We start from the raw sequence: 23,160 nt of genomic DNA, 5'->3' as shown, positions 1-23,160 counted from the left end.
GAAGTGGATGCTTTATGAAGATACCAGTTATGGTTTTCCCAGCATATGGTAGGTATATGAAGGACACTTTTCAGCTCTGTTACGCCGGTTTCGGACCCTTGCGCTCCCGGTGCTCCCGTGCCCGCTCGATGCGCTCGAGGTGGCCTGTGATCTCGGCCGCGGACTCCTCGACCGCCTTGCCGTCGGTGCGCACCACGAAGCAGCCCAGCCGGCGATACAGTGCGCGGGCCATCTTGAGCTCCGCCTCGATGTGCTCGGGGTCGGCATAGCTCGCGGCCACGGCGCGCGCGAGGCCGTCGCCCAGGCGCCGCTCGCGGATGTCATGGACGACCGGCGCGGTCGAGAGCAGACCGAAAACGCGTGCGGGGTCAAGCGAGAAGATCTCTGCGGGCGGCTCGATGCCGAGCGCGAGCGGGATGTTCGCCACGCGGTACCCCTGCAGGGCGAGGTACATGGAGAGCGGCGTCTTCGAGGTGCGCGAGATGCCCAACAGCACGAGGTCGGCCTCGGAAAGGTCTTCGGCACCCCGCCCGTCATCGTGCTCCACGAAATACTCCATGCAGGCGATGCGCTGGAAATAGCTGTCGTCGGTACGGTGGATGATGCCGGGGACGCCCAAGGGGGCAAGCCCCGTGAGCGCAGAGATGGCGCCCATCGCCGGACCCATGAGGTCCACCGCGGGCACGTTGAGGCGCTGGAGCAACGTGTCGACCGCGCGCCGCAGCTTCGCGTCCACGATGGTATGGAAGACGGCGAAGCGCGCTCCCGCAGCGATATGCGGCGCGAGGTAGGACTCGACCTGCTCGATGCGCTCGACCTTCGGCAGGCGCGCGATGGCGATGGCGCCCTCGGGGAACTGGCCGGCGGCCGCGAGGACGACGTCGCACGCGGTATCGCCCAAGGCGTCCGAGATCACATGCACGGTCGCTGCGCGCTCCATGCTGTCCCCTCTCCTCACCGGCCGGCCAGGATGGGTTGGTTGGGGACGTGTTCCTTCCAACCCATCGCGTGCGCCGGATTCGGCGCAACCTACGGTGTTCCGGGCGATGGGTTGGAAGGAACACGTCCCCAACCAACCCATCACAAAGCTGATGCGCGGCTACTTCTTGCGGGCGAGCTCGCCGATGTTCGCCACGCCGGCGAAGACCGCCTCGAAGCGGTTGAGCAGGCGCAGGCGGTTCTCACGGAGCGCCATGTCCTCGTCCATGACCATGACGTCGTCGAAGAAGCGGTCGATGGGCTCGCGCAAGGCGGCCAAGGAGGCGATGACGGCCGCGAAATCCTTCTTGGCGAGCGCGAGCTCCACGGTATCACGCGCGGCATCCGTGGCCAGGAGCAGCGAGCGCTCCGCCTCGCCCATCAGCACCTCGTCGACATCGGTGCCGAGCGACGCATCGGCCAGGTGGCTCGCGCGGGCGTAGGCCGTGGCGAGGTTCTCGAACGTCTCGGCATCGTCGCGACGCGCGTCCTCGAGCGCATGCGCGAGCGCGAAGTAATCGACGGGCGCGGAGACATCTCCGGCCGAGACGGCCGCCACGGTATCGGGGGCAAGCCCCTCGTCGCGCGCCATCTGCTCCATGCGCCCCTTGATGAAGGCGCACACGGCAGACGCGACCTCATCGGCATCGAAGACGATGCCCTGCTCGGCGTACGCCTCGAGCGCGGGCGGGACGAGCTCCTCATAGCCGCACTTCAAGCGCGTGCGGAGGATGTTGAGCACGCCGATGGCGCTGCGGCGGAGCGCGAAGGGGTCCTTCGAGCCGGTGGGCGGCTCGCCGATGGCGAACATGCCGGCGATGGTATCGAGCTTATCGGCCACCGCGACGACGCACCCGGCGATGCCCTCGGGCAGGTCGTCGCCGGCGAAGCGCGGGCGGTAGTGGTCGCGGATGGCGGCGGCGACCTCGTCGGACTCGCCGGCGGCCTTCGCGTAGTAGCCGCCCATGACGCCCTGCTGGCTCGTGAACTCGATCACCGCGGACGAGACGAGGTCCGCCTTGGCGAAGTGCGCCGCGCGCTGGGCATCGCTCGCGGCATGCGCGCCCACGCGCGCCGCATGGGCGATCGCGAGGGAGAGGTCCTCGATGCGGTCGGATTTCTCGAGCACGGAGCCGAGCTTCTCCTGGAAGGCGACCTCGGCCAGGCGCGCGCGGAACTCCTCGAGCGGCACCTTCAGGTCCTCGTCGTAGAAGAACTTCGCATCGTAGAGGCGGGCGCGCACCACGCGCTCGTTGCCGTCGATGATGCGCTCGCCGCACTCCGGACGCCCGTTGGACACCACGACGAACTCGCGGGTGAGTTCGCCCGCGGCATCGTAGATGGGGAAGTAGCGCTGGTTAGAGAGCATCGAGTCGCAGATGATCTCGTTGGGAACCTTGAGGAACTCCTCGTCGAACGCGCCCACGAGCACGGTCGGCCACTCGCAGAGGTTCACGACCTCGTCGAGCACCTTCTTAGGGGTGTCCACGCGCGAACCGGGGCGCTCGGCCTCGATGCGCTCGATGCCCTCGGCGATCACCGCGCGGCGGCGCTCCTCGGAGAGCACGCCGGCCTCCTCGAGCACCTGCTCGTACACCTCGGGACGGGCGACCACATGCTCGCCGGGGCCGAGCACGCGGTGGCCGCGCGTGGTGTTGCCCGAGGTCACGTCGGCGTAGGTCACGGGGATGACCTCATCGCCCAAAAGCGCGCAGATCCAGCGGATGGGGCGGACGAACGTCTCGTGCGTGGAACCCCAGCGCTGGCTGCGGTAGTTCGGCCACTCGAGGTTCGCGATGATGCTGTAGCAGAGCTCGGAGAGGATCGGGAGCGCCGGCGCGGCGGGGATGTCCTTCTCGGCGAACACGTACTCGCGGCCGTCCGTGTCCTCGCGGCGCACGAGGTCGGACGCAGCCACACCGCACTTGCGGGCGAAGCCCTCGGCGGCCTTGGTGGGCGCGCCCTCCGCATCGAAGGCGATCTGCGCCGCGGGGCCGCGCTTCACCTCGTGCACGGCCTCGGTCTCGGTCGCCACCTGCGCGAGGAGCGCGAGGCGGCGCGGCGAGGACACCGCGCGCACGTCGGAATAGGCAAGGCCGGCGGCATCGAGGCCGCGGGTGAGCAGGCCGGGGAGCTGGCGCACCGCGTTCATGAGCGGGGCGGCGGGCATCTCCTCGCAGCCGATCTCGAACAAGAAGCTCCTGGTTTCGGCCATGCTTAGGCCACCTCCCCTTCCTCAGCGCGCGCGGGCTCGGCCGCGACCTCGGCGAGGTACGCCTCGCAGCAGGCCTTGGCGACCGTGCGCACGCGCAGGATGTAGTTCGCGCGCTCCACGGCGGAGAGCGCGCCGCGCGAATCGAGCAGGTTGAACGCGTGGCTGCACTTCATGACGCAGTCGTATGCGGGAAGCGGCAGCCCGGCCTCGAGACAGGAATGGCACTCCGCCTCGTAGTCGTTGAACTTCTGGCGCATCATCTCGACGTTCGCGACCTCGAAGTTGTACGCGGAGAACTCGCGCTCGTTCTCGAGGAACACGTCGCCGTAGGTCATGGGCGTGCCATCGGGCAGGTAGCTCCACACGAGGTCGTACACGGAGTCGACGCCCTGCACGTACATGGCGAGGCGCTCCAGGCCGTAGGTGATCTCCACGGGCACCGGGTCGACCTCGATGCCGCCCACCTGCTGGAAGTAGGTGAACTGCGTGATCTCCATGCCGTTCAGCCAGACCTCCCAGCCCAGACCCCAGGCGCCGAGCGTCGGGCTCTCCCAGTCGTCCTCGACGAAGCGCACGTCGTGCTCGGCAGGGTCGATGCCGATGGCCTTGAGCGAGTCGAGGTAGAGTTCCTGGCTGTTCTCGGGCGAGGGCTTGAGCAGCACCTGGAACTGGTAGTAATGCTGCAGGCGGTTGGGGTTCTCGCCGTAGCGGCCGTCGGCGGGACGGCGGCAGGGCTGCGCGTAGCACGTGCGCCACGACGCCGGGCCGAGCGAGCGCAGCGTGGTGGCGGTGTGGAACGTGCCGGCGCCCACCTCGGAGTCGTAGGGCTGCATGATCACGCAGCCCTGCGCGCCCCAGTAGCGCTGGAGCGTGAGAATGATGTCTTGGAACGTTTGCACGGATCTCTCCATACCTCGACTACCCCCTTGGTTCACATGAGCTGGATGGTCGTTCCGGGCGCATCAGACGAGGCCGAAACGGTTGAGCGGCCAATACCGGAACACCACGACCCCGATGAGGTCGTCCTCCGGGACGGCGCCGAAATAGCGTGAATCGGCCGAGTTCTCGCGGTTGTCGCCCATCACCCACACGCACCCCTCGGGCACCGTGTAGGGGAAGCCCACGCTCACGCCCTCGGCCTGGGCGGCGAGCGGGTACGACTCCCCTTCCGCATAGGGCTCGTCGAGCGCCACGCCATCGACGTACACCACGCCGTCCACGAGGTCGACCGTCTGGCCGGCCGTCGCGATGACGCGCTTCACGAGCACGTCGTGCTCGGAGGTGCCGTCGGGGTTGCGGAAGACGACGATATCGCCCGGCTGCACGTCCATCCTCAGGTTCACGGTGAGCTTCTGGGCGAAGATCTGGTCGCCGACTTCGATCGTGGGCTCCATGGAACCCGTGGGCACGCGGTACGGCTCGATGACGAACATGCGGATGAAGATGAAGAACGCGAAGACGAGCGCGAAGGTGACGACCCACTCGAGGATGCCCCGTAAGAACGAATGCTGCTGCGGTAGCACGAGTACCTCCTAGTCCGAATCGCAGGCGACAAGGTCGCGGTGCGGCGGCGCCGGCTCGCACGCGGGATGCGGCGCGGGCGCGCATGCACCATGATAGCGTGCGATGAGCTCGCGGGCGCGGGCGCGCTCGTCGTCCGCAAGGTCCGCCGTGGCGATGAGGTCGGGCCGCCAGCGGCAGGTGCGCTCGATGGCGTCCGCCCGGCGCCAGGCGTCGACATTCGCGTGGTCGCCCGAGAGGAGCACGTCGGGCACGCCCCTGCCCTCGAACTCCGCGGGGCGGGTGTACTGCGCGTACTCCAGCAGGCCGCCGCCCGCGCCCGTGGCGAACGACTCGTCGACGCTGCTTAGGGCATCGCCGAGCGCACCGGGCAGCAAGCGCACGATGGCGTCCGTCACGACCATCGCGGGGAGCTCCCCGCCCGTGAGCACGTAGTCCCCGATGGAGAGGCGCTCGTCGGCGAGCTCGTAGGCGCGCTCGTCGATGCCCTCGTAGCGGCCGCACACGAAGAGGATGCGCTCCTCGCGGGCGAGGCGCTCGGCCGTCGCCTGGGTGAAGGGCGCGCCGCACGGCGTGAAGAAGACGACGTGCGGGACGGGGCCTGTGCCCGCGATGGCGCGGACCGCCTCGAAGATGGGCGGCGCCTTCATGAGCATGCCCTGGCCGCCACCGTAGGGCTCGTCATCCACGGTGCGGTGCCTATCGTGCGTCCAGTCGCGCAGGTCGTAGGCGCGAAAGTCGAAGATCCCGGCCGCGCGGGCGCGGCCGAGGATCGACGTCGACATGGCGGGCTCGAACATATCGGGGAAGACAGAGAGGGTCTCTATGAGCACGCGCCCTCACCCTCCCCGGTATGCGCAGCGGTTTCCTGCCCATCCGCGAGCTGCTCGGATGCGCGCGGGAGGAGCGCGGGGTCGATGAGGCCGTCCATGATGCGGACGGGGATGTCGCCCGTCTCGGGGATCTCGCGCACCACCTGGTCGATCACGGGCACGAGCACCTCGCCGAAGGCGCCCTCGACCTGCCACACGTCGTTCGCGGGCGTCTCGATGACCTGGACGATGGCGCCGAGGTCGCCGAAGCGCGCATCGGCGAGATGCCGGCCCAGGAGCTCCTCCCACGGCGCGTCGAGCGCCCCCAGTTCCACGTCGTCGCGGCGTGCGAGCACGTAGCAGTCGCGCACGGCCTCCGCGGCATCGATCGTGTCGATCCCGCTGAAGCGCACGCGGCCGCCCTGGGGGTCATCCGCCACCGCCTCGACGCGGCAGAAGCGATCGCGCCCGAGCGCGGGCGGCGTGAGCGCCACCTGGAGCCCCGGCTCGATACAAAAAGGAAGGCCACGTACCGGACGGACGATGACCTCCCCTGCACGCCCGTGCGGACGCACCACACGGGCTATGTTCATATATCGGTTCGACAACGCGTACCCTACCCGAGAACCTCGACCTCGACGGACGTGCCCAGGCGCGCGGCGAGCGCGCGGGCGAGGGTGCGGATGGCCTTGATGGTGCGCCCATGGCGACCGATGACCTTGGCGACGTCCGCATCGGCGACGGTGATCTCGATGACCGAGGCATCCGCGCCGTCGATGACCTCGAGGCTCACGGCATCCTCATCGTCGACGATGGAGAGCACGAGGTACTCAACCAGATCGGCTACGCGATCGGAGAGCTCGGCCTCGGTCGCGATGGGGCTCGCCTGCTCCTCGGCCACGGTTCCTACTCCTCGGTGGACTCAGCGGCCTCGGCGGCGGCAGCCTCGGCAGCCTTCGCGGCCTCGGCCTCCTTGGCGAGCTGCTTCTTGGACTTCTTGGCCTCGGCGGGAGCCTTCGGGCCCTCCTCGGCGGCCTTCATGAGCGCAGCGACGGCGTCGGTGAGCTGAGCGCCCTTGGCCTGCCACTCAGCGATCTTCTCGGTGTCGAGGCTGATCGTCTTGGGGCTGGTCAGCGGGTTGTAGCGGCCGACCTCCTCGATGAAGCGACCGTCGCGGGGCGAACGGGAATCCGCGACGACGACGCGGTAGTACGGGCGTTTCTTAGAGCCGTGACGGGCAAGGCGAATCTTGACTGCCAATGAAAACTCCTCCAACCATGCAGCCCGCGGGCTGCGACTACAGACAAACAGGTTGTAATGATACGCCAACGGATGGAGCAGGTGAAGAGGCGCATGCCAACTTCTTCGGTATATCCGCAGGCAGGTTCACATTCTACGCAAGATTCGCAAGAATGCAAGGAGGACGGAGCCGCTTCCCGAAAGGAACGGATGGCGCGGAGGATCAGTCGCGCGGCTTGTTCTGACCGAGGTACTTGTCCGGGCGCACGAGGTCGTCGCCGAAGCGCGCCGCGCGGCCGAAGCCCACGGCATCCGAGCCGAAGCGCTCGCGCACGCGGTCGACGGCGACCGAGAGGTCGCGGCGGTCGCTCGCGACGGCGCCGCGCTCGTCCACCTCGCAGAACAGGTCGGTCTGCACGGGCTCCGCCGTCGCGAAGCCGCTCACCCCGATACCGAGCAGCCGCACCGGCTGTCCCTCCGACCATACGCGGTCGAGCAGCTCGCGCGCCGCCGCGACGAAGATGTTCTCGTCATCCGTGGGGTGCGGCAGGCGGCGCTGGGCGCTCCGACCCTTGCCGTAGGCGTAGTGCACCTTGATGGTGACGGTGTGGCCGGCGAGCCCCTTGCGGCGGAGCCTGCGGCCGACGGATTCCCCCAGAAGCGCGAGGGCGGCCTCGATGTCCGCGCGGTCGGTGAGGTCGTGCGCGAACGTGCGCTCGTTGCTCACGGATTTCACATCATCGGGTGCGTCGATGGCGGAGACGGCGCTCACCTCGCGCCCTGCGGCGCGCTGCCGCATGGCCTCGGCGTTGACACCGAAGATGGGGCTGAGGCGCGCGAGCGGGGCCGCAGCGAGCTGGCCGAGCGTGCGGATGCCCACCCGGTGCAGCGCCTCCTCCGCCGAGGAGCCGATGCCGCTCATCGCGCGCACGGGCAGCGGTTCCAGGAAGCTCGCCTCGGTGCCCGGTGGCACGATGGTGAGGCCGCGCGGCTTGTCGCGGTCGCTCGCGATCTTCGCGACCGTCTTGTTCGGACCCAGGCCGATGGAGCACGTGATGCCGAGCTCGCTCACACGGCTGGAGATGCGCCGGACGATGTCGATGGGGTTCTCGCGCGAGTAGCGGCCGGGCGTGATGTCGAAGAACGCCTCGTCGATGGAGACCTGGTCCACATAGGGCGTCTCGTCGGCCAGGATGGCCATGACGCGCGCGCTCATCTCGCGATAGCGGTCGAAGTGGCCGTGCGTCCAGATGGCGTGCGGGCAGAGGCGCATCGCCTGGGCGGAGGGCATGGCGGAGTGGACGCCGAAGGGGCGCGCCTCGTAGGAGGCCGTCGAGACCACGCCGCGCTCGCCGGGCAGGCCGCCCACGATGACGGGCTTGCCGCGCCATTCGGGATGGTCGAGCTGCTCCACGCTCGCGAAGAAGGCGTCCAGGTCCATGAGGCCGATCGCCGGCCCCCGCCAATCCCCGAACAACTCGAACACATCAAAAAGGGACGGGTTCAAAACGTTACCTTTTGCATCATTTGGGGACAGGCTTTGCTCGGAAGGTTCGCGCCCGCACCCCTTCGATGGTACGTCCATACCAGCAACCCCCTCCCCTTATTCCAGCCTGTCGCCGCGCCGCGTGACGCCCCGCGTCTCACGCGCGATCACCGCGCGCCCGATACCGGTCAGGCGCTCGATCTGCTTGACGGTGAGACCGAAGGACCGAAGCTGTTGCAGCCCCTCGTTTCGGCGCGCGACCGCGAGCTCTTTGAGCTTGGCCGGGTCACCGCCCGTAAGCGCTGCCCGCGCGGCGACGAGCGCGTCCTCATCGGCGATGCGGCCGTTGGAGCGCTCCACGTATCCCTCGAAGCGCTCGTCCGCGCAGAGCGCGGCGAAACCCCCGTACTCTTCCATGAGGTCGCGAAGCGCAGGTGCATCGCACAGTTCGAACGATCCCGCATACTCATGGAAGCTGCTCCACCGATACGAATCCGCGCGCGCCACGCCCGCGCGCTCGGGGTTCTCGTGAATATAGCGCACCACGGCGAGCAGCTGGCGATCGGACTCGATGGGGATGCTCTTGAACCTGCCCTGAAACACCGCGCCGACATGCCCCGTGCGTCCGTTGAAGCGCAGCGCGTAGGCGGTCTCGAGTCCATGCATTGCCTGCGACAGGCGCTGCAGCGGGTCTTCGACCAAGAGGTGCACGTGGTTGCTCATGAGGCACCACGCGCCGAGGGAAACCTGCGCATCTCCAAGGTGCTCCACCATGAGCCGGCAGAACCGCTCGCGGTCCGCGTCATCCTCGAACAGCAGCTGCCTGCCGTTGCCGCGCGCGATGACGTGATACCAGCCGGACCTCGATACCTGGCGTGCTGTTCGCGGCATAGGCCATCGCCGTCCCTTCCCTCGCCCTGTTCCCTGCATAGCAGCGAGTCCCGGCGCATCGGCCCCGGGACTCAATTCTAGCGGTACGGGCGGACAAAACCGACGGCGCGGACGCGAGAAATCATTCCAATCCCGCCGCGCGAGAGCCTGTCCCCAAATGTAGCAAAAGGTAACGTTTTGAACCCGTCCCTTTATGAGAGGGTCAGGGTGAGGGTGGGGGCGTCGCCCCAGAGCTTCTCGAGGCGGTAGTAGTCGCGCGCCTCGGGCGTGAACACGTGCACGACGACCGAGCCGTAGTCCATGAGGATCCACGTGCGCTGGTCGCGCCCCTCGATGGAGAACGGGTGCTCGCCATACGCCGCGGCGACCTTCTCCTCGACCTCGTCGACGATGGTATCGACCTGACGGGCGTTCGCGCCGGTGGCGATCACGAAGTAATCGCACACATCGGAGAACTCGGTGAGGTCGATCGCGATAACATCCTCCGCCTTCTTGTCGAACGCGGCCTGAGCCGCCGCGCGCGCCACATCCTCGGCGGCCACGCCGGAAGCGGAGCGGGATGCCGCGCTGCGGTCGATCGAGGCGGGCGTCGCCTCATCGGCGAAGGTCGCGTCGTCCGCGGCGGCGGCGTCGAGCAGCACCTCGGACGCCTCGTCGGAGACCTCATTGAGCAGGGTGTCGTCTGCCATGGAATGCCTTTCTAACGGGTGCCCACGCCAGCATCGGGCCGCGCGAGCGCATAACGGTTATAGATGTCGATGGCCGTGGGATACAGGTACCGGCCGGTCTGGAGCACGTAGACGAGGCCTTGCGTGAAGCAGGCGAAGAAGAGCTCGGTGAGCGAGACCTCCCCCACCTGCGCACGGAGCGCGTCAGCGTAGTCGCCGCGGCGGTTCGGCTCGATTGCATCGGCCACGAAGACCACCATGTCGAGCAGCGCCATATCGAGCGCGCCCACCGTATGGCGGGCGATCGCCTGGAACACGCACGGGGGCAGCTCGCCGAAGAGCTCGGGAAGCTCGCGCGCAGCGACCGGGCCGTGCAGAAGCGGCGCCGCGAGCGCCGGCGACCCCGCGATCTCGATATGGTAGCGGATGGCACGGCTCACGAGCTCCTCGTCGGAGAGCACCTTGTCCCAGTCGTGCAGCAGACCCGCCGCGGTCGCGAGGAACGGATCGACCTCGTAGGCGCGCGCGAGGCGGCAGGCGGTCTCGGCCACGCCGAGCGAATGGCGGAACCGCTTGCGCGCATCCTTCATGCGCACCCGGAGCAGCTCCTCGATGCGCTCGAGTGCCGCGAGCTCCTCCCCCGAGAAGCCGAGCGCGCACGCAACCGACATGCCCTCTTCGCCCATGGTCACGCACTCCTTTCGATAACGTCCACGTCCTGGTAGAGACGGTTCTTGCGGATATACCCCACGACCGATTCCGAGGTGAGGTAGCGGATGCTCCGGCCGAGCGCGACGCGCTGGCGGATGTTCGTCGAGCTGATGGCGAGCGCCGGGATCTCGATGTAGCGCACATCGAACGGGAACCCCGAGGCCTCGATGCGCTCATGCGCCTGGGTGATGTCGTAGCCCGGGCGCGTGGCAGCGATGAGCGTCGCGAGCTCCGCGATGTCGCCGGCGTCGCGCCACGAGACGATGTCGAGGATGGCATCCGCCCCCGTGATGAAGTAGAGCTTCACCGAATCGGGGTAGTAGGCGCGCAGGTAGCGCAGGGTGTCGGCCGTGTACGTCACACCGGGGCGGTCGATCTCCAGGCGGCTCGTGAAGAAGGCCTCGTTGGCCGCCGTCGCGAGCACGGTCATGGCGTAGCGGTCCTCCGGGGCGGAGACCCGCTGATGGAGCTTGAACGCGGGCGCCCCCGCCGGCATGAAGAGGACGAGGTCGAGGTCGAGCGCCTCGCGCGCCTGCTCAGCCGTGACGAGGTGTCCGTAGTGGATGGGGTCGAACGTCCCGCCCATGATCCCCAGGCGATAGGTGCGCGCGGGATCCTTGCCCACCTCGGGCAGCGCGACCGCTCGTGTTCCATCCATCCGTCCCAGCTCCTTGCATATCATCCAGCACAGCCGGATCGCCCTGCGACCCGGCCTGACTGGATTCTATCAAAACTCGTCGGCGTCTTCGGCGCCCTCATAGGTGAACGCGCGGCCAACGATGCGCACCTCGTCGCCGGGACGGCAGCCCGCCTCCTCGAGCGCGGCGTCCACGCCCATGCGGGCGAGACGGTGCTGCAGGTAGATGATGGCCTCCTCGTTATCCCAGTCCGTCTGCACCACGAGGCGCTCGACCTGCGTGCCCTTGACGCGATACGCGCCGGGCTCCTCGCAAACCACCTGGAAGCGGGCCTCGCGCTCACGGCGGCGGCGCTCCCAGCGCTCGTCGAAGGTGACGGGCGCGGCCTCGCTCGCGAGCTCGCTGCGAAGCTTGTCGACCATCTCTCCGCAGGCGAGCATGAGGGTGTTGAGCCCCGCGCCCGTGGCGGCCGAGACGGCGAAGAAGGGATGGCCGTCCTCGGTGGCGGCGCGGCGCAGCTCGGCCACGCGGTCGGTCATGCCGGAGACGTCGCACTTGTTCGCGACGACGATCTGCGGGCGGTCGGCGAGCTCGGAGGCATAGCGGCGCAGCTCCTCGTTGATGACGTGGTAGTCCTCGACCGGGTCGCGCCCCTCGAAGCCGCCCGTGATGTCGACGACGTGCATGATGAGGGCCGTGCGCTCGATGTGGCGCAGGAACTCGTGGCCGAGGCCCTTGCCCTCGCTCGCGCCCTCGATGAGGCCGGGGATGTCCGCGACGACGTAGGAATACTCCCCCGCGCGCACCACGCCGAGGTTCGGGACGAGCGTCGTGAACGGGTAGTCCGCGATCTTGGGGCGGGCGGCGCTCATGCGGGCGATGAGCGAGCTCTTGCCCACGGAGGGCAGGCCCACGAGCGCGGCATCGGCCATGAGCTTCATCTCGAGCTCGATCCAATGATCCTGCGCGGGCTCGCCGAGCTGCGCGAACGCGGGTGCGCGGCGCACCGAGGTGACGAAATGGGTGTTGCCGAGGCCGCCCTGGCCGCCCGGCGCCACGACGACGCGCTCGCCGTCGTGCGTGAGGTCGGCGATCTCGTAGAGGGGCTCCATGGTCTCGGGGTCGAGCTCGCGCACGACGGTGCCCATGGGCACCGGGAGCACGAGGTCCTCGCCGTCGCGGCCGTCCTTACGGGCACCCTTGCCGTGCGTGCCGCGCTCGGCGCGGAAATGATGCTTGTAGCGGTAGTCGATGAGCGACGACAGGCGCGCCGATGCCTGGATCACCACGTCGCCGCCGCGGCCGCCGTCGCCGCCGTCGGGACCGCCCTTGGGGACGTGCGCCTCGCGGCGGAACGACATGCAGCCGGCGCCGCCGTCGCCGCCGCGGACATTGATTCGGCAGATGTCAGTGAACTGGGGCATCATAGGCCTTTCTTTACGAAAACGGGAGACCCCTGACTCATCAGGAGGCCTCCCGTACGATGCAAGCTATGAAGGGTCTGCTACGCGGTGGCAGCAGGAAGCACGCTCACGCGACGCTTGTCGCCGCGCTTGTACTCGACGGTGCCGTCGATGAGGGCGAACAGCGTGTCGTCCTTGCCGCGGCCCACGTTCGCACCGGGGTGGATGTGGGTGCCGCGCTGACGGACGAGAATCGTGCCCGCAGTGACGGTCTGGCCGGCGAAACGCTTGCAACCAAGACGCTGACCGCGCGAGTCGCGGCCATTACGGGAGGAACCGAGTCCTTTTTTGTGTGCCATCTCTCGTACCTACTCTCTCGATCGCGCGGAGCTACTCAGCGCTCACGGCCTCGGCGGGAGCCTCGGCCTCCTTGGTGGTCTTACGGGGCGCACGCGTGGTAGCCTGCACCTTGGTGATCTTCACCTTGGTGAGCTGCTGGCGATGACCCTTGAGGCGATGATAGCGCTTGCGCTTCTTGAACTTGAAGACGAGCTGCTTCTCACCCTTGAACTGGTCGACGATCTCGGCCGTGACCTTGGCCTTGGCAAGCTTGGCGGCGTCGGTGACGATCTTCTTGCCGTCGTTCAGGAAGAGAACGGGAAGCTCGACGGAGGAACCGATCTCGCCCTCGATCTTCTCGACGGTGATCACATCGTCCTGAGCGACCTTGTACTGCTTGCCGCCGGTTGAAACGATTGCGTACATGTGTTAGCCCTTCATGCATCTGGTAGTGCAACAGCCGAATATAGTAGCAGCTGCGTAAGCCCACGTCAACGGATATTCGCAGAGTCTCCGCAACCTTGACTCGCTGCCCCCGGCGGTCCTCCTCCGCACGCTTGTCCTCGCCGCTTCGCGGCTGCGGAATCGCGTGCGGAGGAGGACCGCCGGGGGCGCGCAAAAGGTTGTCAGTGCCTCGCTCACCACAGGAGTTAGGGATGGAGCGGATACACAGGTGCGCCGTCGTCGGACATGGCGTATTGGGCGGTGCGGGTTACGTCGTAGTGGTCGAATAGGGAAAGGTTCTGGATGCCGGTGGAGACGATCGGGTCGTCGGGGGCTCCGTGGAGCTCAGCGTCGAGGGCGGCGAGGAGGATCTCCGGGCGCAGGGCGCCCTCGTTGTCCATGCGGGTCGAGAGGTCGAGGGCGAAGGCGCCGTCTGCGAGCGCGCGCACCGTGTACGCGTCGAGCGTCCGCGTGAGGTCGAGCACCTTCTGCTTCTTGCCGCGCTGGTAGGGGATCTGCCCGCGGGCGACGACCGCCGCGAGCGCCGCTTCCAAGCGCGGCGCGTCGAGCGCGGCCGCCTCCCCCGCCGCGTCGCGCCGCGGGAAGAGCGCCACGCGGTACTCCGCGCACGTGATGAAGGCCGTGAGCGCGTCTGCGCGCACATCGACGTATCCCGCCTCCTGGGGTGCGAGGTCCGCGGGAGCGGCGGCGCGCAGGCGCTCGAGAGCCTCCGTCACCGGCACGAGCTCGGTGAGGAACACGTCGAACCACTCGCACGAAGATGCCGTCCCCACGGGCAGCGCCGCGGAGAAGCCGGCGCGCATGTGCGGCGAGAAGCCCTGCGTCACCGCATAGGGAAGCCCGGCGCGTCGCACCACGCGCTCGATGGTGTGCAGCACCTCGAGGTGCCCCAGGTAGCGCAGGCGCCCCTGCTTCACGTAGCGGACGCGCAGGCGGAAGAGCAGCTGCTCGGTCATGAGCGATCACCTACCAGGACGTTCTCGGCGCCGAGCGTGGGGCAGATGCCGCAGCCGGTGCACGAGGAGCGCGTGCAGTCGTCGGTCGTCTTCCCCGCGAGCGCCCGCCGCCATTCGCGCAGGAGGAACCCGCGCGACACGCCGGGGCTCACGTGCTCCCAGGGAAGGCGCGCGTCGAGGGGGAACTCCTCCTCGGCGATGGCGCGCAGGTCGAGCCCGAGCTCCGCGGCCGCCTCCTCCCAGCGCGCGAGCGAGAACTGGTCGCTCCACGCGTCGAAGCGCGCGCCATGCCGCCAGGCGCCCAGGATGAGCGGGGCGAGGTCGCGGCCGCCGCGCGAGAGCACCGCCTCGATGAGCGAGGTCTCGGCGTCATGGCAGTGCACGCGGATGGCGCGGTCGTGCACGCTGTCGATGAGCAGGCGCTGGCGGCGCTTCACCTCGGCATCATCGAGCTGCGCGCACCATTGGAACGGCGTGTGCGCCTTGGGGATGAACACGGAGACCGAGACGGAGACCTGGATACCGCCGCGCTGCCCCTTCGGCACGACTTCGCGGGCGATGGAAAGGACGCGCTCGGCGAGCTCGGCGATGGCAACGATGTCCTCGTCCCGCTCGCCGGGAAGCCCCATCATGAAGTAGAGCTTCACGCGCCGCCATCCCGCCTCGAAGGCCGCGCGGCAAGCGCGCTCGAGGTCGTCCTCGGTCACGTTCTTGTTGATGATGTCGCGCAGGCGCTGGCTGCCGGCCTCGGGGGCGAACGTGAGGCCGCCCTTCTTCTCCCCCGCCACCTCGAGCGCCATGTCGACGCCGAAGGCATCGAGGCGCTGCGAGGGGATCGAGACGGACACGCCCGTCCCCTCGAGCCCGCGGTTCAGGCGCGAGAGGATCTGCGAGCAGCAGGAGTGGTCCGTCGTGGAGAGCGAGGTGAGCGAGACCTCGTCGTAGCCGGTATGCGCGAGCCCGCGCGACACCGCCGCGACGATCTGGTCCGGCGTGCGCTCGCGCACGGGCCGGTAGGTGATGCCCGCCTGGCAGAAGCGGCAGCCGCGCGCGCAGCCGCGTAGCACCTCGATGGAGAGGCGATCGTGCACGAGCTCGGTGAAGGGCACGATGGACTGCGAGACGGGATCGGTCGCGCCGAAGTCGCGGACGACGCGCTTGTACACCACCTCGGGCACGTTCGCGCCCGCCCGGGGCACGGTGTACCCATGGCGCGTGCAGGCACCCTCATGCGAGACCTCGTAGAGCGCGGGCACGTACGTGCCGGGCACGCGGGCGAGCCCGGCGAGGATCTCGGCGCGCGTGGCGCCCGCATCGCGCAGGCGCTCGTGCTCCCGGCAGACCTCGACGAGCGATTCCTCGCCCTCGCCGATGAGGAAGGCGTCGAAGAGCGGCGCGAGGGGCTCGGGGTTGTAGACGCTCGGGCCACCGCCGATCACGAGCGGGTCGTCCTCGCCGCGGTCGGCGGCGAGCAGCGGGATCCCCGCGAGGTCGAGCGCCTCGAGGTAGTTCGTCGCGGCCATCTCGTGCGGGATGTGGAAGCCCACGACATCGAACGAGGCCACGGGTGCCGCGCCCTCGAGCGAGAGCAGGGGCACGCCCGCGGCGCGCATCTCGTCGGCCATGTCGACCCACGGCACATACGAGCGCTCGCACGCGATGCCCTCGGCGCGGTTCAGCGCGGCGTAGAGGATGGCGATGCCCTGGTTGGGCAAGCCCACCTCGTAGACATCCGGGTAGATGAGGCAGGCGCGGTAGGCAGCCTCGGGCTTCGAGGCGGTGCCCCACTCATGGTCGATGTAGCGGCTCGGCTTCTCGACGCGCGCGAGCAGCGGCTCGAGCTCGCTGAAGCGGTCGCGGTATTCGCAGCGCATGCGCCTCACCAATCCTGCACGACGACGGGGGCGGAGGTTGCAGGATGCGGCGCATCCGCGGCGCCCGCGGCACCGAAGAGGGTGCCCAGACGGCGCGCGAGCTCGCTCGTGACGGCGTTGAGCCGCCCGTAGTCGATGCCGCGCTCGTAGGCAGCCGCAAGCGCGCGCCCCATGCCGTAGGTGCCGGCTGCGGCGATGCACGCCTTCACGAGGAAGGCCGCATGCCCCGCAGGGTGGCTCACCGCGCGCGCGACGAAGCGCAGCGCGAGCGCCCCGGCGAGGACAGCCGCCATCTCGTAGCCGCGCTCGGGCTCGAGCTTGTAGCCGAAGATCGCGCTCAGCTTGAGCGCCATGCCCACCTCGGTGATGGTCATGACCGGGAAGTCCGCGCCAGGCATGAAGCTGAGAGCGCCGGTGGCGAGGTTCGCGACAGCCGCCGAGGAGATGATGCGCATCGAGGCCGCGATGCGCATGAACGCGAAGTTCGCCGCGAAGGCGACGTCCTTCTCCGTGCGGTCGAGGATCCAGCGCGCGAGCGTGTCAAGCAGGTAGGTGTCGTCCGTCGCGGCGATGAGGCCGAGCAGCGGCGTGTCGTCCTTGATGAAGGGCACCTCGACGCTCGACTCGGCTATGACGGCGACGGGGGCGCCCGCCACCACGAGCTCATGCACCGCGCGCTCGAGGATGTCCGACCCGCACGAGAGCACGAGCACGATATCCGTATCGGGCCGCGGCGCGACGGGCGCGGCCGTGAGGCGCTCCACGCGCACGAGCGCCGAGGTCGTCCTCGGCACGAGCGCGTCGCGCACGCAGGCCACGATCGCAGGCGAAGCGCTCCGATCCACATACACCGCGACGCGCACCGGCTCATCGGTGGCGCGCTTCGCGCCGACACCGGCCTTGAGCGCCCCGGCGAGCGATTCAACAGGTACCCTCATATCCGCTCCCGTCTATAGCGTTGCCTGGCGACGGCGCCAGATCGATTCAACGATACCGATGATTATGCACTGGACGATCATCGAGGAAGATCCGAAGCTGATGAACGGCAACGGGATGCCCGTGATGGGCATGAGCCCGATGCACATGCCGATGTTCTCGAAGATCTGGAACATCCACAGCCCCACGAAGCCCACGCACACGAGCCTGAAGAAGAGCGACTCGCACTTGATGGCGATGCGGATGACCGAGAAGAGCAGGAAGGCGAAGAGCGCGAGCAGAACGAGCGCGCCCGCGAAGCCGAAGGTCTCGCACAGAAGGGCGAACACGAAGTCCGTGTGCGACTCGGGGAGAAACCCGTAGGACGACTGCGTGGCGTGGCCGATCCCCTTGCCGAAGAAACCGCCCGAGCCCACCGCGATGAGCGACTGCTGCAGGTTGTAGCCCGCACCCGAGGTGTCCGCCTCGGGGTCGAGGAACACGAGCAGGCGGTTCATCTGGTAGCTCTTGATGAGCGAGTTCGCATCGCCCACGATGCCGTCGATGATGGAGTCCGTCGCCAGGATGAGCGACACGAGCCCGATGATGACCGCGATGGTGGAGAGCACCCACTCCTTGCGCGCGCCGCTCATCATGATGGTCACGGCGCCGGAGAAGAACACCACGAGGCTCGAGCCGAGGTCGCCCTGGATGATGATGCAGACGAACGGCACGGCGAGCATGCCGCAGAACTTCAGGTAGTCGCGGAACGAGTCGATCTTGCCGTGGTACTGCGCGCCGATGGAGGCCATGAAGAAGACGGTGATGACCTTCGCGAGCTCGACGGGCTGGAACGTGAGGTGGATGAAGGGTATCTGGATCCACCCCGTCATGCCCATGGCGTTGTACGAGAGCCCCGGCACATAGGGCAGGAAGATGACGATGATGTCTACGACGAGCAGGACGGTCGACATGTTCGCGAGGTTCGAGAAATCGATGTTCCACATCACGACGGCCACGGCGACGCCGATGGCGATGCCGAGCAGGTGGCGCGGGAACGACACCTCAGGGTTCGTGAACGAGGCGGACCACATGACGAGCGTGCCGAACGTCACGAGCCCGACCCACGCGATGAGCACGCCGAGGTGCACCTGCGAGCGCAGGCCGCCCTTCGCGGTGCTCATCTGCTTGTTGACCTTCTTCAGGCTACCTGCCGAAGACGACGCCATACATCCTCCCCTCGTCCGTCACATGCTTCGATCGGAATCCGTCGGGCTCATGGAGTCCGGCGCGTTGTAGATCTGGCCGAGCACGTCGCGCACACCGTACACGGTCGACGAGCCGCCGAAGCCGCCCTGCTCGAGCACGCCGCACACCACGTACTTCGGGTTCTCGTACGGGGCGTAGGTGATGAACCAGCCGTACGGGTCCTGGCCGGCCTTCTCGCCCGTGCCGCTCTTGCCGGCAACGGTCACCGGCAGGCTCGAGAAGTGCGCGGCGAGCGTGGCGGACTCCTCGTAGATCATGCGCTTGAGGCCGCTGTGCACGAGGTCGAGGTAAGCCGAATCGACCTCGGCCGTGAGCCGCTCCTTCGAGCCGGTCTCGTTGTAGCGGTACGAGTCGCCGCCCTCGCCGTCGCGCGCGAGCGCGGAGAGGAACACGTGCGGCGTGTACTCCTTGCCGCCGTTGGCGATGCCCATGTAGGCGCAGGCCATCTGGAGCGGCGTCACGAGCAGGTCGCCCTGGCCGATGACGATGTTCGACATGTCGCCCGGGTTCCAGGTGCGGTCCTCGTCGGAGTAATCGGAGAAGTACTCCTTCTTCCACGCGGCGTCGGGGACGCGACCGGCCTGCTCGCTCGGCAGATCGACGCCGGTCGTCGAGCCCAGTCCCCAGCGGCGGAACATCTCCTGCAGGCCCTCCGGGTTGTCCTTGTCGTAGAAGAAGTCGTGGCCGATGTCGTAGAATACCGGGTCGCAGGAGTAGATGATGCCGTCCTCGAGCGTCATGACGCCATGCCCGCTATGGTCCCAGCACCATTTGCCGTACGCCTCGCCGTCGCCCGTCCAGTAGCCCGTGCACGTGGTCGTGCGCGTGGAGGAGTAGACGCCGTACTCGAGGCCGGCGAGGGCGGAGAGCGGCTTGATGGTCGATGCGGACATGTACTGGCCGCCGATCGCGCGGTTGAGCAGGGGGTTTCCGCTCTCTTCGCCGTTCAGCTGCGACCAGGCGTCGTTCGAGATGCCGCCGATGAAGACCGAGGGGTCATAGGTGGGCGTGCTCGCCATGCCGAGGATCTCGCCGTTCGTGCAGTCGAGGCAGAGCATCGCGCCGTTTCCGGCCTCGTTGTAGCCGAACTGCTTCGAGATGCTGATGGCGTAGGCGAGGCCCTCCTCGCAGGCGCGCTGGATGTTGACGTCGAGCGTGAGGCGGATGTCCGTGCCCGAGCGCGGCGGGACCTCCCCCACCTGGCCGGTCACGTTGCCGGCCGCGTCCACCGTGACGGTCTGCTCGCCGCGCACGCCCTGCAGCAGGCTCTCGTACTGCGCCTCCACGCCGGCCTGGCCCACGATGTCGCCCGTCTCGTAGACGATCGAGCCCTCGTCGCGCTCCTCGGAATCCTGCGCCTCGAGCTGCTCGGCGGTGATGGTGCCGGTGTAGCCAAGCACGTGGCAGGCGAGCGTGCCGTAGGGGTACTCGCGCTCGGTGCGGTCGACGACCGTGACGCCCTCGAACTCGCCGGCGTGTTCCTGGATGTAGGCGATGGTCGAGCGGCGCACGTCGGTGGCGATGGTGTGCTGCGCCTGAGCGCCCTCGGTGTTGTCGCGGATGTTGCGCCGGACGGCCGCGTAGGGCATGCCGAGCACGTTCGAGAGATGGCGCACGAGCACCGGGTCGTCCACGAGGTCGCTGTAGGCCGTCACCGCGAGGAGCGCGCGGTTGCGCACGAGCTCGACGCCGTTGCGGTCGAGGATGCGCCCGCGCGGGGCGGCCGTGGTGACGGTGCGCGTGCGGTTCTGGACGGACAGGTCCTCGTAGTAGTCGCCGCGCACCATCTGCATGCTCCAGAGCTTCGCGAGGATGGCGCCGAACATGACGCCCACGCCCGCGGTGAGCATGGTGAAGCGGCCCTTGTACGCGAGGCCCGAGGTGTTGCCCTCGCCCTCCGAGGCCTTCGGGCGCGTGCCGTTCTTGGTATCGAACGTGAACTTCCCGGAATAGCCGCGCAGGAAGATGAGCGACCCGATGACTGCCGCGAGCAGCACGAGGCCGGCTATGATGACGAGCGTCTGAGCGTTCATGCGCTTCCCTAGTGAAGTGAGCGTCGGCGCGTGCGCGGCACGGTCTTGAACCGCGAACCGCTGCGCCCCCCGCGCGCGGAGAAACCGCCCCCGCCGAGCGCGGAGGGCGATCCGGACGCCATGAGGAACGGGATGGATGCGATCGACGTCAGGATCGCGGTCACGACCCCATGACCGAGCGAGAACAGGATGCTGCCCTCGGCGCCGAGCAGGACGAGCGCCACCGCGTTCACGATGCACGCGGCGAAGATGCCGACGCCCGCGAGGCGGATCGATGTGGGCGAGAACCCGCTCGTGCCCGCTCCGCCCACGCTCGCGAGCGCGAAGGAGCAGACGGTGGTGATGAGCGCCATGAGCCCGATGGGCACGGTGGCGGTGAGGTCGTAGAAGAGGCCGGAGAAGAAGCCCGCGTACACGGCCTGCGTCGCATCGCCCCTGAGCGCGACGGCGACGGCGAAGGCGAGCATGAAGTTGAAGCGGCCGCCCAGGATGGAGATCTGCGGCGCGAGGGCGACCTGGAGCACGGCGGCTACGATCGCGAGGACGGGCATGACGTAGGAGCGCTGCGTCCCAGCGTTGGTATACGGCATGTGTCCCTCCTACTCCCCTGCGTCCGTGGCTCCGTCGTCCGACGAGGACCCGTCGCCCGATGCGGCGGCGTCATCGTCTTGCGCGTCGTCCTGCGTCGAGGACTCGTCGCGGGCGGTCCCTTGCGGGCTTGCGTTCGAGGAGGCGACGTCGTCGTCGGTGGCACGCTGCTCGTCGGTGAGCGACGTGATGACGAGGACCTCCTCGTTGTTCTCGGTTTCCGACGACGCGGGCGTCACGACGATCGTGTAGTACGAGGCGTTGTCCGGACGGTCGACCGAAGACACCACGCCGAGCGGCAGGCCCTTCGGGTACACGCCGCCCAAGCCGGAGGAGACGATGATGTCGCCCTCCTTGACGTCGGAATCGACCGTCACGTACTCGAGGCGGAGCGTCCCGTCCGGCTGCCCCTGCAGGATGCCCTGCGCGCGCGTGCTCTGCACCATGGCCGAGATCCCGGAGTTCTCGTCCGTCACGAGCCGCACGGTCGCCGTGGTGGGCGACACCTCGATGATCTGGCCGATGATGCCGCCCGCGTTGCAGACCGGCATGTTGATGGCCAGGCCGTCGGCCGATCCCTTGTCGATGGTCACGGTACGCGACCATGCGTCACCCGACTCGCCGATGATCCGCGCGGCCGTGGACTGCAGGCTGTAGGTTGACTGCAGCCCCAGGAGCGACTCGAGCCGCTCGGCGGTCGCCTGCGCTTCGGAGAGCTCGGCGACCTTCGCGCGCAGCTCCTCGTTCTCAGCCTCGAGGTCCGAGAGCGTCGCCGGGGAGGCCGTGAGGTTCGACGCGATGTTGCCCACCGCGTTGAACGGCGAGGCGATGATGGAACCGAGGTAGCGCACCGGCGTGGTGACCGTCATCACCACGGAGCGCGCTCCATGGATGATTCCCGCATCGCCCTCGCGGATGGAGAACGTGAGCAGGAGCACAGAGATTACACACAGGACGATGAACGGGCGAAGCCCCGTCGACTGCCTGCGATTGTTCAGGTTCGAGGAATACCCCTGGGACCGCGGCACGAGCTAGGCCCCCTACGCGTTCCCCTGCACGAAGCCGCCATCGAAGGCGTTGGCCTCGAGCACGCGGGCGCAGCCGTTCACGACGTTGTCCAGGGCGGTCGGGCTCACGTTCACCGAGACCCCCGTCTCGTCGCGCAAAAGCACGTCGAGGCCGCGCAGGAGCGCGCCGCCGCCCGTGAGCAGGATGCCGTAGTACATGAGGTCCGAGGCGAGGTCCGGCGGGGTGGCGTCGAGCGCGTCCTTCACGGCCTTGACCATATCCTCGAGCGGCTTCTGGAGCGCGCGGCGGATCTCCTCGCTCTCGATGCGCACCGTCTTGGGCAGGCCGGTGATGACGTCGCGGCCGTTCACCTCGACGTCGAGCTCGTCCTTCAGGGGCACCGCGGAGCCCACCTTGATCTTGATGTCCTCGGCGGTGCGCTCGCCGATGGCGAGGTTGTAGGCATCGCGCACATGCGTGAGGATGGCGCGGTCGAACTCGTCGCCCGCGATGCGCACGGACTGCGAGACGACGATGCCTCCCATGGCGATGACGGCGACCTCGGTGGTGCCGCCGCCGATGTCGATGACCATGGAGCCCGTGGGCTCCTCGACCGGCAGGTCGGCGCCGATGGCGGCCGCCATGGGCTCCTCGATGAGGTAGGCCTGGCGCGCGCCGGCCGACATGGTGGCCTCGAAGACGGCGCGCTTCTCCACGGAGGTCACGCCCGAGGGGACGCACACCACGACGCGCGGTCGCGGGGTCCAGGGATAGCGCTTCTCGCTCGCCTTGTCGATGAAGTAGCGGAGCATCGCCTCGGTGACATCGAAGTCGGCGATGACGCCGTCCTTGAGCGGGCGCACGGCGACGATGTTGCCCGGGGTGCGGCCGAGCATGCGCTTGGCCTCGATGCCCACCGCGAGGATGCGGTCATCGTTCTTGTCGATGGCGACGACGGAGGGCTCGCGGATCACGATGCCCTTCCCGCGCACGGAGACGAGGGTGTTCGCGGTGCCGAGGTCGATCGCCAGGTCGCCGGCATACTGGCCGAACAGCATATCCATCAAAGAAAACAACATGCGCTCCAAGAACTCACTAAGATGCGCGCGCACGCGCATTCGCGTCGATTGGCGTCAAGTGTAGTGCAAACC

The 23,160-nt window shown here is 68.2% G+C and carries 24 protein-coding genes; all 24 read right to left on the bottom strand.

Features of this window, described 5'->3' with window-relative positions; genetic code table 11:
* Positions 1 to 79: 79 nt before the first annotated feature.
* Positions 80 to 940: a pyruvate, water dikinase regulatory protein gene (locus tag BN423_RS01615; protein ID WP_019238538.1), complete on the bottom strand. Its 861-nt coding sequence runs from the start codon at positions 938 to 940 to the stop codon at positions 80 to 82.
* Positions 941 to 1,099: 159 nt separating this feature from the next.
* Positions 1,100 to 3,193, bottom strand: a complete 2,094-nt coding sequence (gene glyS, locus BN423_RS01610) for a glycine--tRNA ligase subunit beta (protein WP_019238537.1) — start codon at positions 3,191 to 3,193, stop codon at positions 1,100 to 1,102.
* Positions 3,194 to 3,195: 2 nt separating this feature from the next.
* The gene (locus tag BN423_RS01605) at positions 3,196 to 4,104 is read right to left on the bottom strand and encodes a glycine--tRNA ligase subunit alpha (protein WP_019238536.1); all 909 of its coding nucleotides are present in this window, start codon (positions 4,102 to 4,104) and stop codon (positions 3,196 to 3,198) included.
* Positions 4,105 to 4,155: 51 nt separating this feature from the next.
* Positions 4,156 to 4,716 (bottom strand): signal peptidase I, encoded by a 561-nt coding sequence (gene lepB / locus BN423_RS01600; protein WP_019238535.1) that lies wholly within the window; start codon positions 4,714 to 4,716, stop codon positions 4,156 to 4,158.
* 9 nt (positions 4,717 to 4,725) lie between these two features.
* Positions 4,726 to 5,547, bottom strand: coding sequence for a tRNA (guanosine(37)-N1)-methyltransferase TrmD (gene trmD, locus BN423_RS01595; RefSeq protein ID WP_019238534.1), 822 nt, complete (start codon positions 5,545 to 5,547; stop codon positions 4,726 to 4,728).
* Positions 5,538 to 6,119: a ribosome maturation factor RimM gene (locus BN423_RS01590; protein WP_071784307.1), complete on the bottom strand. Its 582-nt coding sequence runs from the start codon at positions 6,117 to 6,119 to the stop codon at positions 5,538 to 5,540. Before BN423_RS01590 ends, trmD begins: the two co-directional genes overlap by 10 nt.
* Before the next feature lie 23 nt (positions 6,120 to 6,142).
* On the bottom strand, positions 6,143 to 6,427 hold the full coding sequence (locus BN423_RS01585; RefSeq protein WP_019238532.1) for a KH domain-containing protein: 285 nt from the start codon (positions 6,425 to 6,427) through the stop codon (positions 6,143 to 6,145).
* 5 nt (positions 6,428 to 6,432) lie between these two features.
* Positions 6,433 to 6,786, bottom strand: coding sequence for a 30S ribosomal protein S16 (rpsP, locus tag BN423_RS01580; RefSeq protein ID WP_019238531.1), 354 nt, complete (start codon positions 6,784 to 6,786; stop codon positions 6,433 to 6,435).
* A 202-nt stretch (positions 6,787 to 6,988) separates the two neighbouring features.
* Positions 6,989 to 8,272: a DNA polymerase IV gene (gene dinB, locus BN423_RS01575; RefSeq protein ID WP_019238530.1), complete on the bottom strand. Its 1,284-nt coding sequence runs from the start codon at positions 8,270 to 8,272 to the stop codon at positions 6,989 to 6,991.
* Positions 8,273 to 8,368: 96 nt separating this feature from the next.
* Entirely contained in the window at positions 8,369 to 9,142 is a 774-nt protein-coding gene (locus BN423_RS01570; RefSeq protein ID WP_019238529.1) for a transposase, read from the bottom strand.
* A 191-nt stretch (positions 9,143 to 9,333) separates the two neighbouring features.
* Positions 9,334 to 9,831, bottom strand: coding sequence for a ribosome silencing factor (gene rsfS, locus BN423_RS01565; RefSeq protein WP_019238528.1), 498 nt, complete (start codon positions 9,829 to 9,831; stop codon positions 9,334 to 9,336).
* An 11-nt stretch (positions 9,832 to 9,842) separates the two neighbouring features.
* Positions 9,843 to 10,496 carry a bis(5'-nucleosyl)-tetraphosphatase (symmetrical) YqeK gene (gene yqeK, locus BN423_RS01560; protein ID WP_019238527.1) on the bottom strand — a complete coding sequence of 218 codons (654 nt, stop codon included), beginning with the start codon at positions 10,494 to 10,496 and terminating at the stop codon, positions 9,843 to 9,845.
* Between the two features lie 2 nt (positions 10,497 to 10,498).
* On the bottom strand, positions 10,499 to 11,179 hold the full coding sequence (gene nadD, locus BN423_RS01555) for a nicotinate-nucleotide adenylyltransferase (RefSeq protein ID WP_019238526.1): 681 nt from the start codon (positions 11,177 to 11,179) through the stop codon (positions 10,499 to 10,501).
* 69 nt (positions 11,180 to 11,248) lie between these two features.
* Positions 11,249 to 12,583 carry a GTPase ObgE gene (obgE, locus tag BN423_RS01550; protein WP_187367802.1) on the bottom strand — a complete coding sequence of 445 codons (1,335 nt, stop codon included), beginning with the start codon at positions 12,581 to 12,583 and terminating at the stop codon, positions 11,249 to 11,251.
* Between the two features lie 80 nt (positions 12,584 to 12,663).
* Positions 12,664 to 12,921 (bottom strand): 50S ribosomal protein L27, encoded by a 258-nt coding sequence (rpmA, locus tag BN423_RS01545; protein WP_019238524.1) that lies wholly within the window; start codon positions 12,919 to 12,921, stop codon positions 12,664 to 12,666.
* A gap of 31 nt (positions 12,922 to 12,952) precedes the next feature.
* A complete protein-coding gene (gene rplU / locus BN423_RS01540; protein ID WP_019238523.1) occupies positions 12,953 to 13,327 on the bottom strand; it encodes a 50S ribosomal protein L21 in 375 nt (124 codons plus the stop codon).
* A 224-nt stretch (positions 13,328 to 13,551) separates the two neighbouring features.
* Complete coding sequence (locus BN423_RS01535) at positions 13,552 to 14,322, bottom strand: TIGR03936 family radical SAM-associated protein (RefSeq protein ID WP_019238522.1); 771 nt, start codon at positions 14,320 to 14,322, stop codon at positions 13,552 to 13,554.
* Positions 14,319 to 16,196 (bottom strand): TIGR03960 family B12-binding radical SAM protein, encoded by a 1,878-nt coding sequence (locus tag BN423_RS01530; RefSeq protein WP_019238521.1) that lies wholly within the window; start codon positions 16,194 to 16,196, stop codon positions 14,319 to 14,321. Before BN423_RS01530 ends, BN423_RS01535 begins: the two co-directional genes overlap by 4 nt.
* Before the next feature lie 5 nt (positions 16,197 to 16,201).
* The gene (locus BN423_RS01525) at positions 16,202 to 17,134 is read right to left on the bottom strand and encodes a hypothetical protein (protein ID WP_019238520.1); all 933 of its coding nucleotides are present in this window, start codon (positions 17,132 to 17,134) and stop codon (positions 16,202 to 16,204) included.
* A gap of 12 nt (positions 17,135 to 17,146) precedes the next feature.
* Entirely contained in the window at positions 17,147 to 18,340 is a 1,194-nt protein-coding gene (locus BN423_RS01520; RefSeq protein WP_019238519.1) for an FtsW/RodA/SpoVE family cell cycle protein, read from the bottom strand.
* A gap of 18 nt (positions 18,341 to 18,358) precedes the next feature.
* A complete protein-coding gene (gene mrdA, locus BN423_RS01515; RefSeq protein ID WP_019238518.1) occupies positions 18,359 to 20,413 on the bottom strand; it encodes a penicillin-binding protein 2 in 2,055 nt (684 codons plus the stop codon).
* A gap of 8 nt (positions 20,414 to 20,421) precedes the next feature.
* A complete protein-coding gene (locus BN423_RS01510) occupies positions 20,422 to 21,003 on the bottom strand; it encodes a hypothetical protein (RefSeq protein ID WP_019238517.1) in 582 nt (193 codons plus the stop codon).
* Between the two features lie 9 nt (positions 21,004 to 21,012).
* Complete coding sequence (gene mreC / locus BN423_RS01505; RefSeq protein ID WP_154820288.1) at positions 21,013 to 22,029, bottom strand: rod shape-determining protein MreC; 1,017 nt, start codon at positions 22,027 to 22,029, stop codon at positions 21,013 to 21,015.
* Positions 22,030 to 22,041: 12 nt separating this feature from the next.
* The gene (gene mreB, locus BN423_RS01500) at positions 22,042 to 23,073 is read right to left on the bottom strand and encodes a rod shape-determining protein (protein ID WP_019238515.1); all 1,032 of its coding nucleotides are present in this window, start codon (positions 23,071 to 23,073) and stop codon (positions 22,042 to 22,044) included.
* Positions 23,074 to 23,160: the final 87 nt, after the last annotated feature.

The sequence above is a fragment of the Enorma timonensis genome, assembly GCF_000321165.1.
Taxonomy (GTDB): Bacteria; Actinomycetota; Coriobacteriia; order Coriobacteriales; family Coriobacteriaceae; genus Enorma.
This window is presented reverse-complemented; position numbering and strand designations above follow the sequence as displayed.

Coding starts and splice junctions, on each gene's coding strand:
- BN423_RS01615 (WP_019238538.1), bottom strand. CDS start 940: ATGGAGCGCGCAGCGACCGTGCATGTGATCTCGGACGCCTTGGGCGAT.
- glyS (WP_019238537.1), bottom strand. CDS start 3,193: ATGGCCGAAACCAGGAGCTTCTTGTTCGAGATCGGCTGCGAGGAGATG.
- BN423_RS01605 (WP_019238536.1), bottom strand. CDS start 4,104: ATGGAGAGATCCGTGCAAACGTTCCAAGACATCATTCTCACGCTCCAG.
- BN423_RS01590 (WP_071784307.1), bottom strand. CDS start 6,119: ATGAACATAGCCCGTGTGGTGCGTCCGCACGGGCGTGCAGGGGAGGTC.
- BN423_RS01570 (WP_019238529.1), bottom strand. CDS start 9,142: ATGCCGCGAACAGCACGCCAGGTATCGAGGTCCGGCTGGTATCACGTC.
- rsfS (WP_019238528.1), bottom strand. CDS start 9,831: ATGGCAGACGACACCCTGCTCAATGAGGTCTCCGACGAGGCGTCCGAG.
- yqeK (WP_019238527.1), bottom strand. CDS start 10,496: ATGGGCGAAGAGGGCATGTCGGTTGCGTGCGCGCTCGGCTTCTCGGGG.
- nadD (WP_019238526.1), bottom strand. CDS start 11,179: ATGGATGGAACACGAGCGGTCGCGCTGCCCGAGGTGGGCAAGGATCCC.
- obgE (WP_187367802.1), bottom strand. CDS start 12,583: ATGCCCCAGTTCACTGACATCTGCCGAATCAATGTCCGCGGCGGCGAC.
- rpmA (WP_019238524.1), bottom strand. CDS start 12,921: ATGGCACACAAAAAAGGACTCGGTTCCTCCCGTAATGGCCGCGACTCG.
- rplU (WP_019238523.1), bottom strand. CDS start 13,327: ATGTACGCAATCGTTTCAACCGGCGGCAAGCAGTACAAGGTCGCTCAG.
- BN423_RS01535 (WP_019238522.1), bottom strand. CDS start 14,322: ATGACCGAGCAGCTGCTCTTCCGCCTGCGCGTCCGCTACGTGAAGCAG.
- BN423_RS01530 (WP_019238521.1), bottom strand. CDS start 16,196: ATGCGCTGCGAATACCGCGACCGCTTCAGCGAGCTCGAGCCGCTGCTC.
- BN423_RS01525 (WP_019238520.1), bottom strand. CDS start 17,134: ATGAGGGTACCTGTTGAATCGCTCGCCGGGGCGCTCAAGGCCGGTGTC.
- BN423_RS01520 (WP_019238519.1), bottom strand. CDS start 18,340: ATGGCGTCGTCTTCGGCAGGTAGCCTGAAGAAGGTCAACAAGCAGATG.
- mrdA (WP_019238518.1), bottom strand. CDS start 20,413: ATGAACGCTCAGACGCTCGTCATCATAGCCGGCCTCGTGCTGCTCGCG.
- BN423_RS01510 (WP_019238517.1), bottom strand. CDS start 21,003: ATGCCGTATACCAACGCTGGGACGCAGCGCTCCTACGTCATGCCCGTC.
- mreB (WP_019238515.1), bottom strand. CDS start 23,073: ATGGATATGCTGTTCGGCCAGTATGCCGGCGACCTGGCGATCGACCTC.